This window comes from Microbacterium saccharophilum (assembly GCF_007992455.1).
Taxonomy (GTDB): Bacteria; Actinomycetota; Actinomycetes; order Actinomycetales; family Microbacteriaceae; genus Microbacterium; species Microbacterium saccharophilum.
On record NZ_BKAH01000006.1, the window covers coordinates 145,271 to 159,675 of the forward strand.

Consider the following 14,405-nt stretch of genomic DNA (forward strand, 5'->3'; position numbering starts at 1 on the left):
TAGGGGCTAGCATAGTGCGAGAAGCGAACGGGCGTTCGCACAGCGAACATTCTTCGCGGAACGCTCAGATCAGTGAGGAGTGCGCGTGATCGACAAGACCGTGCCCGATGGCGCCGCCGCGGTGGCCGACATCCCCGAGGGCGCGACCATCCTGATCGGCGGGTTCGGGCGTGCCGGCCAGCCCGTCGAGCTCATCGACGCCCTGATCGCACACGGCGCGGGCGGCCTGACCGTCGTGAACAACAACGCCGGCAACGGCGACACGGGGCTCGCGGCGCTGCTGGACCGCGGACTCGTCCGCAAGATCATCTGCTCCTTCCCGCGCCAGCACGACTCCTGGGTCTTCGACCGGCTCTACCGCGCCGGCGAGATCGAGCTCGAGCTCGTGCCGCAGGGGAACCTCGCCGAACGTATCCGCGCCGCCGGCGCCGGCATCGGCGCGTTCTTCACCCCGACCGGGGTCGGCACGCAGCTCGCCGAAGGCAAGGAGACCCGCACCATCGACGGCCGGGACTACGTGCTGGAGTATCCGATCCGCGCCGACTTCGCCCTCATCAGCGGCCTCCGCGCCGACCGATGGGGCAACGTCGTCCACCGCGAGACCGCCCGCAACTTCGGGCCCATCATGGCCTCCGCGGCCACGACGACGATCGTGCAGGTCTACGAGGTCGTGCCGCTGGGCGGCATCGACCCCGAGACCGTCGTCACGCCGGGCATCTTCGTCGACCGCGTCGTCGCGGTGGGGGAGCGCGCGTGGCTGCAGGGAGGCGCCTTCGTCGGGGGCGTCGATGTGGAAGGGCGTCCGCACGGGGACGCGACAGCGGAGGTGGACCAGTGAGCACCCGGATCAGCCGCGACGACCTCGCGCGTCGCATCGCGGCAGACATCCCCGAGGGGTCGTACGTCAACCTCGGGATCGGTGCGCCCACCCTCGTGGCGAACTTCCTCCCGGTCGACCAGGAGATCATCCTGCACACCGAGAACGGGCTGCTCGGGATGGGGTCGGCACCGGATGCCGCGCACGTCGACCCCGATCTCATCAACGCCGGGAAGCAGCCGGTCACCGCGCTGCCGGGGGCCGCGTACTTCCACCACGCCGACTCGTTCGGCATGATGCGCGGCGGCCACCTCGACGTGTGCGTGCTGGGTGCCTTCCAGGTCTCCGAGACCGGCGACCTCGCGAACTGGTCCACCGGCGCGCCCGGTGCGATCCCTGCCGTCGGCGGCGCCATGGACCTCGCGATCGGCGCGAAGAGCGTGTACGTCATGACCGACCTGCTCGCGAAGGACGGCTCGTCCAAGCTCGTGGCATCCTGCACCTACCCGCTCACCGGCGTCGGCTGCGTCTCGCGGATCTACACCGATCACGGCATCTTCGATGTGACGGCGGACGGGCTCGCGGTGCGCGAGGCGTTCGGGGAGAACACCGTCGCCTCGCTCGCCGAGCTCACCGGCCTGGTGCTGGCCGATGCCACCGGCGCGGACCTCACGGAAGGGAACCGCTGACATGGGAACCAGCTACATCTACGACGCCGTCCGCACGCCGTTCGGCCGGGCCGGCGGCGCGCTCGCCGGGGTCCGGCCCGATGACCTCGCCGCCGTCGTCATGAAGGCCATCGTCGAGCGGAGCGGTATCGACCCGGCCCGCATCGGCGACGTCATCTTCGGCGACGCCAACCAGGCCGGCGAGGACAACCGCAACGTCGCGCGCTTCGGCGCACTGCTGGCCGGCTTGCCGACGACGGTCACCGGCGTGACCGTCAACCGCCTGTGCGCCTCGTCCGTCGAGGCCGTCATCCAGGCATCCCGCGCCGTGGAGTCCGGCGACGCCGATCTCGTCCTCGCCGGCGGCGTCGAGTCGATGAGCCGGTCGCCGTTCGTCGTGGAGAAGTCCGCGAAGCCGTTCCCCGCCGTCGGCAACCAGACGATGTGGAACACCGCGATCGGCTGGCGCATGACCAACCGGAAGCTGCCGACGCACTGGACCGTCAGCAACGGCGAGGCGGCGGAGAAGACCGCGCGCACGTGGGGCATCGGCCGGGAGGCGCAGGACGAGTTCGCCGTCCGCTCGCACCGGCTCGCCGCGCAGGCCTGGGCCGATGGCGTCTTCGACGGCGAGATCGTGCAGGTCCCCGGGGCGGAGCTCGCCCGCGACGAGGGCATCCGCGACGACACGTCGGTGGAGAAGCTCGCGGGCCTCCGCGCCCTCTTCGCCGAGGACGGCACCGTGACGGCGGGCAACTCCTCCTCGATCAACGACGGCGCCTCCGCCGTGCTCATCGGCGGCGAGGGCGCGATCGACGCCGAGCCGCTCGCGCGCATCACCGGGCGTGCCGCGCACGGCGTCGACCCCGACGACTTCCCCACGGCGCCGATCGAGGCGGCGAACAAGGCGCTCGCGCGCGCCGGCCGCACGTGGGCCGAGGTCGACGTCGTCGAGCTGAACGAGGCGTTCGCGTCGCAGTCGCTCGCGTGCCTCGCCGGCTGGCCCGACCTCGACCCCGCCAAGCTCAACGCGCACGGCGGCGCGCTCGCGATCGGCCACCCGCTCGGCGCCTCCGGCGGCCGGGTCATCGCCCGCGCCGCGCACGACCTCGTCGCGCGGGGCGGCGGCGTCGCCGTCGTCGCCGTGTGCATCGGCGTCGGGCAGGGGCTCGCGGTCGTCCTCGAGCGCTGAGCGTCATATGACGACGTCCGGGGTGCCACCCGGGCGCGACGGGCTAGGGTGACTTCATGCTCCTCACCTGTCAGTGTTGTCGCTGAGCGCTTCTGCGCGCCTCCGACGAACCGACAGCCCGTCGCGCCTCTGCGTGCGCGACCACATCACAGGACATCCTCGTGCGCTACGCATCACACATCGCCGACATGGTCGGCAACACCCCCCTCGTCCGTCTCAACACGGTGACCGACGGGATCGCCGCCACCGTGCTGGCGAAGGTCGAGTACTTCAACCCGGGGAGCTCCGCGAAGGACCGCATCGCCCGGAACATCATCGAGGCGGCGGAGGCCTCCGGGCAGCTGAAGCCGGGCGGGACGATCGTCGAGCCGACGAGCGGCAACACCGGCGTCGGGCTCGCGCTCATCGCCCTGCAGCGGGGCTATCGGATGATCTTCGTCGTCCCGGACAAGTTCGCCGGTGAGAAGGTCGCCGTGCTGAAGGCGTACGGGGCGGAGGTCGTGATGACCCCGACGAGCGTGCCCCCGGAGCATCCGGACTCGTACTACAGCGTCTCCGACCGGCTCGCCGCCGAGATCCCGGGCGCCTTCAAGCCGAACCAGTTCGCGAACCTCAACGGTCCGCGCGCGCACTACGAGACGACCGGTCCGGAGATCTGGCGCGACACCGACGGGAAGGTCACGCACCTCGTCGCGGGTGTCGGCACCGGCGGCACGATCAGCGGCACGGGACGCTTCCTCAAGGAGGCCTCCGCCGGCGAGGTCGTCGTGATCGGCGCCGACCCGAAGGGCTCCATCTACTCCGGCGGCCCGATCCACGGCTACCTCGTCGAGGGGGTGGGGGAGGACTTCTACCCCGCGACCTTCGACCCCACCGTCGTCGACGGCTACGAGCGGGTGGGCGACGCCGAGTCGTTCGCCATGACGCGGCGGCTCGCGCGCGAAGAGGGTCTCCTCGTCGGCGGGTCGTCGGGCATGGCGGTCGTCGCGGCGCTGCGCGTCGCCCGCGACCTGCCGGCAGATGCCGTCGTGGTCGTCGTGCTGCCCGACCATGGCCGCGGGTACCTCAGCAAGCTGTACGACGACGAGTGGATGCGCGAGCGCGGTTTCGCCACCGAGTCGACCACCACCGAAACCACCGGGAGCCTCACATGACCGAGTACGCACGCGGCTTCGAGAGCCTCGTCATCCACGCCGGGCAGGAGTTCGACCCCGCGACGGGTGCCGTCATCCCTCCGGTGCATTTCTCCACGACGTTCGCGCAGGACGGCATCGGCGGCCTCCGCGGGGGCTACGAGTACGGCCGCAGCGGCAACCCGACGCGCACGGCGCTGCAGACGCAGCTCGCCGCGATCGAGGGCGGCGCGCACGGGTTCTCCTTCTCCTCCGGGCTCGCCGCAGAGGACGTGCTCCTGCGCGCCGCGCTGCAGCCGGGCGACGAGGTGCTGCTCGGCAGCGACGTCTACGGCGGCACGCACCGCCTCATCGCGCGGGTGCTCGGGCCGTGGGGGGTCGGGCTGCGGGTCGTCGACATGAGCGACCTGGATGCCGTTCGCGCGGCGCTCGAGGAGAGCGCCCCGAAGGTGCTGTGGGTCGAGACGCCGTCCAACCCGCTGCTGCGGATCACCGACATCGCCGGGCTCGCCGCGATCGGCCACGAGGCCGGCGCGCTCGTCGTCGTGGACAACACCTTCGCGACGCCCGCGCTGCAGCAGCCGCTCGCCCTCGGCGCCGACGTCGTCGTGCACTCGACGACGAAGTACCTCGGCGGGCACTCCGACGTCGTCGGCGGCGGCCTGGTGCTGAACGACGATGCGCTCGCCGAGATGATCGGCTTCCTGCAGTTCGCCGCCGGCGCCGTCTCCGGCCCGCTCGACGCGTGGCTCACGACGCGGGGCATCAAGACGCTCGCGGTCCGGATGCAGCGCCACAGCGAGAACGCCGCCGCCGTCGCCGCGTTCCTCGAGGGCTCGGATCGCGTCGCCCGCGTCTACTACCCGGGGCTCGCCTCGCACCCGGGCCACGAGCTCGCGGCCCGGCAGATGTCCGGCTTCGGCGGCATCGTCTCGGTGGCGCTGGAGAGCGGCACGGCAGCCCGTCGCTTCGCGGAGTCGACGCGGCTCTTCCAGCTCGCCGAGTCGCTCGGCGGCGTGGAGTCGCTCGTCAACTACCCCGACGCCATGACGCACGCCTCGGTGCGGGGCACCGAAGCCGCCGTGCCCGTCGAGGTCGTGCGGCTGTCGGTCGGCATCGAGTCGGTCGACGATCTGCTCGCCGACGTCGAGCAGGCCCTCGGCGCGTAGTCCGGCTCAGCGCCGCCGGAACCAGCGACGCGTGCGCGGCGGTTCCGGCGGGGGAGCGGATGCCGCGAGCCGCGCCGCGCGGCACTCCCGCCACGCCGTGACGTCGGCCTCGACGTCGTGCGTCGGTGTCACGACCGGCGGCCCGCCCTGCAGCTGCCGCCGCGCCTCGATGACGCGCCGGTTGAAGTCCTCGACGTACTCGCGGACATCGCCCTCACGCGCGAGAGTGTCCAGCCGCTCGGCGAACTCGGCGTGCTTGGTGCGCAGCGTCAGGGCGGCGGGGCCGAGCCCGGTGAGCTTCTCGGTCTGGATCTTCCGCCGGATCCACCAGTCCGGATCGTGGCTCTCCCCGAGCCCTTCGAGCGGCTTGCCGTACCCGGGCAGGTCGTCGAAGTCGCCGCGGCGGATGGCCTGCTGGATCGCCGTCTCCACGTACAGCGCCCGCTCGTGCGCGGTGGGAGCCGCGGCATCCGTCGTCTCGTTCGCCGGCTTCTGGTCGGCATCCGGGTCTTCCCCCAGCTCGCGCCGGAGCTTGTCGACGCGATAGCGGGCGGCATCCAGTCTCGGATCCTCGCCCATCCGCGTCTCCCTCCGCGCCGTGTGTTCCAGCGTACGACGCGCCGCGAGACCCGGCGCTGGACGATGGGATGCCGCGTATGTATATACTCAGAAATCACATACGCGGTATGCATGAACGCGTGTCCATGAACGGAGTCATGATGTCGGTGCGACAGAGCCTGCTGGCCATCCTCGATCAGGGGCCGTGCTACGGCTATCAGCTGCGGACGGAGTTCGACCGCCGCACCGGCTCGACCTGGCCGCTCAACGTCGGGCAGATCTACAACACCCTCGACCGGCTGGAGCGCGATGGGCTCGTCGAGAAGGGCGACGTCGACGAGCAGGGTCACGTGTACTGGCAGATCACGGATGCCGGCCGGCTCGAGGTGCGCGCCTGGCTCGCCTCGCCCGTGGAGCGCTCGCAGGGGACGCGCGACGAGCTGGCCATCAAGCTCGCCGTCGCCGCAACCCTGCCGGGCATCGACGTGGGCGACGTGATCCAGACGCAGCGCCTCGCATCGCTGCGGCAGCTGCAGGAGCTCAACCGCGCGAAGTACGCCGGCGCCAATCCCGATGGGCCGGAGGAGCTCGCGTGGTCGCTCGTCGTGGACTCGATGATCTTCACGGCGGAAGCGGAGATCCGCTGGCTCGACCACACCGAGCAGCGGCTCGCGCTGCACCCGCAGCACGCCATGGAGCTCGAGCTGTCGACCGAGAAGCCCAAGCGCGGACGCCCGGTCAAGACGGAGGCGGGCGCATGACCGACGCGCCGGTGCTGCAGCTGACCGGGGTCACGCAGCAGTACGGCGAGGGTGCGACGTCGGTCTCCGCGCTCTCCGGCGTCGATCTCACGGTGCAGCGGGGCGAGCTCGTCGCCATCATGGGGGCCTCCGGGTCGGGCAAGTCGACGCTGCTGTCGATCGCCGGGGGGCTGCAGAAGCCCACGACCGGCGAGGTCATCGTCGAGGGCACGTACCTCTCGACGGCATCCGCTCGTCAGCTCGCGCAGCTGCGGCGGCGCTCGCTCGGATTCGTCTTCCAGGACTTCAACCTCATCCCGACGCTCACGGCGCTCGAGAACGTGACGCTGCCGCTCGAGCTCGACGGCTTCCGGGCACGCGTCGCCCGGCGCGCCGGCCGGGACGCGCTCGCGTCGGTCGGGCTGGAGGACAAGCTCGCGGCCTACCCCGACGACCTCTCCGGCGGTCAGCAGCAGCGCGTCGCGATCGCCCGCGCCGTCGTCGGCGGCCGCCGGCTGATCCTCGCCGACGAGCCCACCGGCGCACTGGACTCGGTGACGGGCGAGGCGGTCATGAAGATGATCCGCTCCCGCGTCGACCAGGGGGCGGCCGGCATCCTCGTCACCCACGAGGCGCGGCACGCCGCGTGGGCCGACCGCATCGTGTTCCTCCGCGACGGCCGTATCGTCGACCAGTCGCGCCGCGATGGTGCCGAGACGCTGCTGGCGGGCACGCCGTGACCGGGCTTCTCGAGCGCGCCGATGCGCCGCCCGCCGCGCCGGCCGCCGACCCACGCCCCGACCGTCCGAGCATCTGGCCGCGCCTGCGCGCCGACCTGCGGCTCGCCCGGCGGCAGTCGCTGCGCGGCTGGGCCTCGAGCCTGCTCGTCGTGGCGCTCATCGCGCTGCCCATGACCCTCGTCGCGGGGGCCATCGTGTTCGGCATGGGCCACGTCGCAACGACGGAGGAGCGGATCCGCGCCGAACTCGGCGGGGCGGACGCCTGGGTGTCGATCGTGCACGGCCCGGACCCGTCGCTCACGCAGTACCTCGACGAGCCCACCTGGTGGGATGTCGCGCGAGAAGAGCAGACCGGTGAGCTCATCAACGAGGAGCTGCCGCCCCACGGGAGCGCCCGCCCGTTCCTCCCAGCCGGCGCCATCGAGATCGGTGCGGGGCGGGTCACCGCCGAGACGGCGGGCGGCATCGGCGCGATGACCGCCGTGATCGGGGATGCCGCGGCGTCGGTGCTGCGCGGGCGATTCGAGCTGATCGAGGGGCGGGCTCCTGCGAGCGACAGCGAGGTCGTCGTCTCGCCCGGTGCCCTCGAGCGTCTGGGCGTGGGGGTCGGCGACCGGCTGGAGCTCACCGAGCCGGTCGCGACCTACACCGTGACCGGTGTCCTCAAGCGCGCCGAAGACCCCCATGCCGCCGAAGTCGTGTTCCTCCCCGGCACGCCGGCCAACCGCGCCCTGCAGGAGGACGTCTCGAGCACGGTCTGGTACCTGCCGGAGTGGAGTCCGACCCCGGACGACGTCCGTGCGTTGAACCGGGAGGGGATGATCGTCTTCGACCGCGACCTCTTCGTCGCGCCGGGCGACATGGCGAACCCCTGGGCGTCGGGGGATGCGCTCGCCCTGTCGATGGTCTGGCTCATCGGCGCCGCCGCCGCCTTCGCCGGGTACCTCGTCGTCCTCCTGGCCGGCGCAGCCTTCTCGGTGAGCGCGCGCCGGCAGCAGCGCGCGCTCGCCGTCGCCGCGAGCGTGGGAGCCACCCGCGCGGACGTCTTCCGCGTCGTGCTGCTGCAGGGCACCGTGCTCGGCGGGGTCGGCGGCATCGTCGGGTCCGCGGCCGGCATCGGGCTCGGCATCCTGTTCCTCCATCTCTTCGACGACGGGTCGACGACCGCGTTCCAGGGCGTGCACGTGCCCTGGTGGGGCCTTGCCGCCGTCATCGCCTTCGCCGTGATCGTGGGGACGATCGCGGCCATTGCGCCGGCGCGCGCCGCGACGAAGGGCGAGGTCATCGCCGCGCTCCGCGGGTCGCGCCGGCCGGCGCGGGTGCGCGTGGACCGCCCCCTGTGGGGCGTGCTGCTCATCGCGGCCGGCGTGGGGCTGACAGCGGTGTGCGCGCTCTGGCTCGCCGCGATCAATGCCGAGGAGTTCGTCAGCGGCGACGACGGCCGGCGCACGATCTGCATCATCGGCATCATCCTGGGCCCGATCCTGCTGCAGGTCGGCGTCATGCTGGGCGGGCACTGGCTCATCTCGCTCCTGGCACGGCCGCTCTCCCGCCTCGGGCTCGCCTCGCGGATCGCGAGCCGGGATGCCGCGGCGAACCCGGGCCGGATCGTCCCGGCCTTCGCCGCGATCGCGGCCTGCGCGTTCTTGGCAGCCGCCTCGCTCGGGTCCATCGCCCTCGTCACGAAGCAGGCCGAGCGGGGCTGGACCTACGCCGCGCCGGTGGGCAGCGTCTCGGTGGCGGGCTGGATGGACGACATCGACCGGCAGCACCTCGCCGTCGGCACCGTCGTGACCGGGTGGCAGGACGACGGCGCGGGGGCGTCGCGCGGCGTCTACATCGACGCGGAGGCGACCGCCCGGAGCCTGCTCGAGTCCGCCGGTCCGGGCACGCTCGGCACCGTGTGGGATGCCGGGACCGGGCGATGGGATGCAACGGGCACGCTGCTCAACCCGGACGACATCCTGGCCTTCCCGCGGATGGAGCACATCGATGCCGCGCTCGCGGCGGACCAGTGCAAGGAGCTCGAGATCGCGGACTGCCGGTGGCACCAGTCACCGTGGTGGAACCTCGGCATCGTCGATGCGACGGAGCTGGAGGCGGTGACGGGGGAGGAGCTGTCGACGGCGGAGCTCGCCGCCTACCGCGACGGCGCGGCCCTCGTCCTCGATCCCGACTACATCCGCGACGATGGCACGGTGGCGGTGGCCTTCTCAACGCAGGAGAGACTCGCCAAGACCGAGGTCGCCGAGGCCCCCACCGACGTCGTCTCGGTCGCCGCGATCCGGCGCGATCAGCCCCAGCGCCAGGTCTCGGTGCTCATCGCCCCGGAACTCGCCGACAGCTGGGGACTCCGCTCCGGCAACTGGACGGTCATCGCGACCTACGACGTGCCGCTGACGACGGCGCAGGTCGACAGCCTGCAGCAGGAGGCGGACACCCTGTCGCGCACAGGCGAGGTCGGCATGTGGCCGCACCTGGAGTCCGGCCCGCCGGACGCCGCCCCCTGGATGTGGCTCGCCGTCGGCGCGACCGCCGTGCTCGTCATCGGCGCCTCGAGCGTCGCGCTCGGGCTCGCGCGCGTCGAGCGGCGACCCGACGACGCGACGCTCGCCGCCGTCGGCGGCACCCGCCGGCTGCGCCGGGGGATCGCGCTCTGGCAGGCCGCGATCGTGGCCGGCCTCGGCATGGTGACGGGTACGGTCGCCGGCATCCTCCCCGTCTGGGGTGTCGCCCTCGCGTCGGAGCGGATCTACAACCCGCCGTCCTTCGGCGACATGCCGTGGCTGTGGCTCGTCGTGCTCGCCCTCGGCCTGCCCGCGGTGATTGCGCTCGTGTCGTGGCTCGTGCCACCGCGCGACCCCGACCTCACCCGGCGGACCGCGATCGCCTGACGGTCAGCACGCCGACGCGGGCGTCGCGGCCTACGCTCGGAGGATGGGCGCAGAACTGATCACCCCCGCCGAGCTCGATGACCTCCTCGGATCGGAGCGACCGCCGGTCGTCCTCGACATCCGCTGGCGGCTCGACGCGCCGGATGGTCGGGAGGCCTACCGTTCCGGCCACATTCCCGGCGCGGTATACGTCAGCCTGGACGACGAGCTGCCCGCGCACGGCGAACCGGCCGACGGCCGGCATCCGCTGCCCGCGGCGGCCGACTTCGAGGCCGCCGCGCGGCGCTGGGGCCTCAACGACGGCGACACCGTCGTGGTCTACGACGACTGGCAGTCCTTCGGCGCGGCTCGCGCGTGGTGGATGCTGACCGACGCCGGTGTCGCCGACGTGCGTCTCCTCGACGGCGGGCTGGGCTCATGGCGGACCGCCGGGTTGCCGCTCGAGACCGGCGATGTCGTTCCCGTGCCTGGCACGGTGAGGCTCGCGCCCGGGCATCTGCCGCAGCTCACGATCGACGAGGCCGCGGCGCTCCCCGCGCACGGCGCGCTCCTCGACGTCCGCGCGACAGAGCGGTACCGCGGCGAGAACGAGCCGATCGACCCGCAGGCGGGCCACATCCCGGGTGCACTCAATCTCCCCACGGCGGCGAACGTCGACGCGGACGGCAGATTCCTGCCCGCGGAGGCGCTCCGCGAACGCGTCGCCCACCTCGAGGCGGACGGCCCCGTCGGCGTGTACTGCGGCTCCGGTGTCTCGGCCGCGCACGCCGTGTTCGCGCTGCAGCGCGCCGGGCTCGACCCTGCACTGTACGTCGGCTCGTGGAGCCAGTGGTCCAATCATCCGGGCCGTCCCGTCGCGACGGGAGCGCAGCCGTGACCGCGCGCTGGGCGATCCTCGGCGCCGGCGCCATCAGCCGCGACTTCGTGAACGGGCTGACCCACGCGACGCTCGGCCACCTGCACGCGGTCGGCGCCCGCTCCGCGGCCGACGCCCGAACCTTCGCCGACGCGCACGGTGCCGTCGTCGCCGGAACCTACGAGGAGATCCTCGAGCGCGACGACGTCGACGCCGTCTACATCGGCACGGTCCACACGACGCACGGCGAACTCGCGATCGCGGCCCTCGAGGCGGGCAAGGCCGTGCTGTGCGAGAAGCCGCTGACGACGACTCCCGCCGACACGGATGCTGTGTGCGCGGTCGCCGCCCGCACCGGCCTCCCGCTCGTCGAGGCGTTCAAGTACCGCTTCGGCCCCTTCCCCGAGCTGCTGCGCCGGAGAATCGAGGACGGGGCGATCGGAGAGGTCACCGAGGTGGTCACGACGATCGGGTTCACGGCGACCGAACGCTCGGGCCGCCTCTTCGACCCCGCCGTGGCCGGCGGGGCGATCCTCGACGCCGGCTGCTACCCCGTCTCCCTCGCCGTCGGCGTCGCGGCCTGGGCGGGGCAGTCCCTCGAAGGCGCGCGGGTGCGTAGTGCAGATGGGACCGTCGGCGACACCGGCGTCGACGAGACGGCATCCGCTGTTCTTCAGCTCGGCGCTGTGACGGCGCGCGTCCGCACGGCCATCGTCGAGGACCTGCCGCGCTCCGCGCGCATCGTCGGCACGTCGGGTGAGATCGAGGTGCCCAACGTGTGGGGGAGCCGGCAGCAGAGCACGGATGCCGCCGTGCTGCGCCGGCCCGACGGAACGGTCGAGCACCTGACGGCCGAGACGCTGAACCCGATGGGGGCCGAGGCGGATGCGGTCATCGCGGCGCTCCGCGACGGACGCACCGAGGCGCCGGAGATGCCGTGGGCGCAGACTCGCGTCATCGCGCGTCTGCTCGAGGACTGGCGCCGCGCCCTCGACTGACTCACGCCCGCCGGGGCCTCACGAGTTGGGGTCACTTGGTGCCGCCTCGGCCCCCGCGAGGCGGCGCGAACTGCCACGCATCCAGGGCGCGCCCTGGGCCTCACGAGTTGGGGTCACTTGGTGTCGCCTCGACCCTCGCGAGGCGGCACGAACTGACCCCAATCCCAGCGCGCCGCCTTAGGTCTCACGAGTCGGGGTCACTTGGTGCCGCCTCGACCCCCGCGAGGCGGCGCGAACTGCCATGAGTTCGGGGTCACTTCGCGTCGCCTCGGCCCCCGCGAGGCGGCTCGAACTGCCACCAATCCCAGCGCGCCGCCTTAGGTCTCACGAGTGGGGGTCACTTGGTGCCGCCTCGGCCCCCGCGAGGCGGCACGAACTGACCCCAATCCCAGCGCGCGCCCGCGCCCGCCCACGCTCAGGTGATGAGCGGCCCGAGCTCCCGCGCGGCGGCCACGAGCACGGCCGCGGTCTCCGCCGGATCGTCCACGCGCCGCCGCGGCCCGGAGTAGGCGAGGGCCCCCGCGAGGGCTCCGGACGCATCGCGGATCGGCGCTGCGAGGCATCCCGACGTCGCTCCCGCGCGACGCACGACGCCGTAGGTGCGCAGGTCCGCGGCGGCGTCCGGCGCGGACGAGGGGCGGGCGTCCACGTCCCGCAGGAGTCCCAGCGCGAACCTCTCCGGCTCACGCGCGAGGCGCTGCTCGTCGGACAGCGGGAAGTCGGGGTCGGCGTCGGCCACGACGATGCGCCCCTCCGTGTACACGACGAGGTGGACGCCGCCGCGCACCCGCCGCCGCGTCTCCTCGACGATGTCGCGCGCCGCGCGCGGGATGCGGACCGGCGCGGCCGCAGCGGCGAGGTGGATGACCTTCGCGCCGAGCGCGAAGCCCGCGAGGTCGGGCGTGCGGACGAGGTACTCGTCCTGGACCAGCAGGTTCAGCAGCCGGTAGGCCGTGGCCCGTGGCAGGCCGAGGGCGAGGGAGATCTCGCGCGCCGTGACGCCGGCGCCGAGCGCCGCGACCGCCTCGAGCACCGTGAGCGCACTGTGGATCGCGCGCGGCTGCCGCGCGCTGAGGGTCGGCGCTGCGCCCCGGTCGGCGCCCCCGCCCGGCCCGCCCGCCGCGTCGCCCACTCCCGCCGGCTCACCCATCGCGCGCGACCCCGCCCAGGACATGGGATGCCGTCGGCTCGTCGTACCCGCCGATGCCGTCGAGCGGGGCGCCGCTGCGGCGCCGCCACGCGATCAGGGCTCCGGCGAGGCCGCCGAGGCCCAGCGAGATCCAGACGCCGGGATTTCCCTGCTGTGCCTCGACCACGAGGTAGACCGCGAGGCAGCCGACGATCGCGATCGCGGCGGTCGCCGCGACGACCGTGGCCGCGACGGTCGTCTCGCCGATGCGGCGGAGGAACACCGGCGCGGCGGCGCACACGATCGCGTACGCCGTGATGTAGCCGACCGCGGAGATCACGATGACGGCACCCATGGCATCCCAGGGGCGAACGCCCAGCGCGACGATGACGACCGGCAGCGCGGCGATCGCCGTGACGGTAGGCCACACGGCGCCGATGGGCGTCCGGTGCCGCGGGTGGGTGCGGCCGAGGAAGTGCGGCCCGACGCCGTCGCGGCCCATCGCGAACAGCACGCGGGTCAGCGCCGTCGTCGACGCGATGGCGCACGCGAGGAACGACGCGGCGATCCCCACGTCGGCCGCCGCCGCCCACGGCGCGAGGCCGAACGCGCCGGCGAGCTCGTCGATGGGAGCTGCGGAGGTCACCAGGTCGCGGCCGATCGCCGCGAACCCGGCGACCTGCGTGTACGCGGCGAGCAGGTACAGCGCACCCGCGACGAGTACCGTCCCGACGATCGCGCGGGGGATGTTGCGCAGCGGCGCGCGCGCCTCCACTCCGAGCGTCGCGGAGCTTTCGAACCCGACGAACGCGGTGAGCGCGAGCACGGCGCCGGCCGCCACAGCCGAGACCGACACCCCGCCCGGCGGGAGGATCGCCGAGATGTCGAACGGCCCGATCTGCACGAGGAGCGCCGTCAGCAGCGTGACGATCAGCGCGACCGACACCGACTCGACGATGAGCGCGATCCGCGCAGAGAGCCGGATGCCGCGCACGAGCACGACCGCGAGCACCGCGGCCTCGCCGACGAGCGCGGCGATCGCGGCGAGCGGCGCCGGAACCCCCGGCGCGACCCGTGCGAGCAGCATCGACAGGTAGTGCGCGCCGCCGAGCAGCGCGAAGACGGAGATGAACGCGTACCCGACGATGATCGCGGCGCCGGTCGCGAGGCCCGCCGTCGGGCCGAGCCCGCGCGCCGCGTACGTGTAGAGCGATCCGCTCGCTGCGAGGCGCCGCGTGAACTGTGTGACGGTCCCCGCGACGAGCAGGGCGAGCACGGTGGCGAGCGCCACCGCGGGCAGCGTCGCGCCACCGGCGGCGCCGGCCACGAGCAGGATGACGGTGGTCGCGGCGGCGGCGGGCGCCACGGCGGCGACGGACTGCGCCAGGACGTCGGCGAATCCCACGGTCCGGCGCTCGAGGCCGTCCAGGGGCGACGTCGCCGCGAACTCGTGGACCGGGTCGGGGCGGGCGATCGCGCGCTCGAGAGCTGTCATGGGGCCTCCGCCTCTG

General features: G+C 73.2%; 13 protein-coding genes. 10 read left to right on the plus strand and 3 right to left on the minus strand.

All coding sequences use genetic code 11. The features are described 5' to 3' along the window. The first annotated feature begins 85 nt into the window (after positions 1-85). The 5 genes from MSA03_RS08365 to MSA03_RS08385 all read left to right on the plus strand — a co-directional run bounded on the left by MSA03_RS08365 (position 86) and on the right by MSA03_RS08385 (position 4,979). Positions 86-838 (plus strand): 3-oxoacid CoA-transferase subunit A, encoded by a 753-nt coding sequence (locus tag MSA03_RS08365; protein ID WP_147050400.1) that lies wholly within the window; start codon positions 86-88, stop codon positions 836-838. Beyond that, on the plus strand, positions 835-1,506 hold the full coding sequence (locus MSA03_RS08370) for a 3-oxoacid CoA-transferase subunit B (RefSeq protein WP_028497118.1): 672 nt from the start codon (positions 835-837) through the stop codon (positions 1,504-1,506). Before MSA03_RS08365 ends, MSA03_RS08370 begins: the two co-directional genes overlap by 4 nt. A 1-nt stretch (position 1,507) precedes the next feature. Then, positions 1,508-2,677, plus strand: coding sequence for a thiolase family protein (locus MSA03_RS08375; RefSeq protein WP_028497119.1), 1,170 nt, complete (start codon positions 1,508-1,510; stop codon positions 2,675-2,677). Between the two features lie 161 nt (positions 2,678-2,838). Next, positions 2,839-3,831, plus strand: a complete 993-nt coding sequence (locus MSA03_RS08380) for a pyridoxal-phosphate dependent enzyme (protein WP_147050402.1) — start codon at positions 2,839-2,841, stop codon at positions 3,829-3,831. Further along, the gene (locus MSA03_RS08385) at positions 3,828-4,979 is read left to right on the plus strand and encodes a cystathionine gamma-synthase (RefSeq protein ID WP_147050404.1); all 1,152 of its coding nucleotides are present in this window, start codon (positions 3,828-3,830) and stop codon (positions 4,977-4,979) included. Before MSA03_RS08380 ends, MSA03_RS08385 begins: the two co-directional genes overlap by 4 nt. 6 nt (positions 4,980-4,985) lie before the next feature. Here the strand turns inward: MSA03_RS08385 and MSA03_RS08390 are convergent, their stop codons facing one another. Further along, positions 4,986-5,558: a DnaJ family domain-containing protein gene (locus tag MSA03_RS08390; RefSeq protein ID WP_147050406.1), complete on the minus strand. Its 573-nt coding sequence runs from the start codon at positions 5,556-5,558 to the stop codon at positions 4,986-4,988. A gap of 140 nt (positions 5,559-5,698) precedes the next feature. On the opposite strand from MSA03_RS08390, the gene MSA03_RS08395 reads away from it, so the two are divergent. The 5 genes from MSA03_RS08395 to MSA03_RS08415 are packed head-to-tail and all read left to right on the plus strand — an operon-like array spanning position 5,699 to position 11,765. Further along, positions 5,699-6,298: a PadR family transcriptional regulator gene (locus MSA03_RS08395; protein WP_028497123.1), complete on the plus strand. Its 600-nt coding sequence runs from the start codon at positions 5,699-5,701 to the stop codon at positions 6,296-6,298. After that, on the plus strand, positions 6,295-7,017 hold the full coding sequence (locus MSA03_RS08400; protein ID WP_147050408.1) for an ABC transporter ATP-binding protein: 723 nt from the start codon (positions 6,295-6,297) through the stop codon (positions 7,015-7,017). The genes MSA03_RS08395 and MSA03_RS08400 overlap by 4 nt, the downstream gene beginning before the upstream one ends. After that, a complete protein-coding gene (locus MSA03_RS08405; RefSeq protein WP_147050410.1) occupies positions 7,014-9,911 on the plus strand; it encodes an ABC transporter permease in 2,898 nt (965 codons plus the stop codon). Before MSA03_RS08400 ends, MSA03_RS08405 begins: the two co-directional genes overlap by 4 nt. Before the next feature lie 43 nt (positions 9,912-9,954). Continuing rightward, positions 9,955-10,788 (plus strand): sulfurtransferase, encoded by an 834-nt coding sequence (locus MSA03_RS08410; protein ID WP_147050412.1) that lies wholly within the window; start codon positions 9,955-9,957, stop codon positions 10,786-10,788. Then, positions 10,785-11,765, plus strand: coding sequence for a Gfo/Idh/MocA family protein (locus MSA03_RS08415; protein ID WP_147050414.1), 981 nt, complete (start codon positions 10,785-10,787; stop codon positions 11,763-11,765). Before MSA03_RS08410 ends, MSA03_RS08415 begins: the two co-directional genes overlap by 4 nt. A gap of 415 nt (positions 11,766-12,180) precedes the next feature. Here MSA03_RS08415 and MSA03_RS08420 read toward each other — a convergent pair whose 3' ends face one another. Both MSA03_RS08420 and MSA03_RS08425 read right to left on the minus strand, forming a co-directional pair. Then, positions 12,181-12,915, minus strand: coding sequence for a helix-turn-helix domain-containing protein (locus tag MSA03_RS08420; protein ID WP_147050416.1), 735 nt, complete (start codon positions 12,913-12,915; stop codon positions 12,181-12,183). Continuing rightward, positions 12,908-14,389: an APC family permease gene (locus MSA03_RS08425; protein WP_028497203.1), complete on the minus strand. Its 1,482-nt coding sequence runs from the start codon at positions 14,387-14,389 to the stop codon at positions 12,908-12,910. The genes MSA03_RS08420 and MSA03_RS08425 overlap by 8 nt, the downstream gene beginning before the upstream one ends. Between the last annotated feature and the right edge of the window lie 16 nt (positions 14,390-14,405).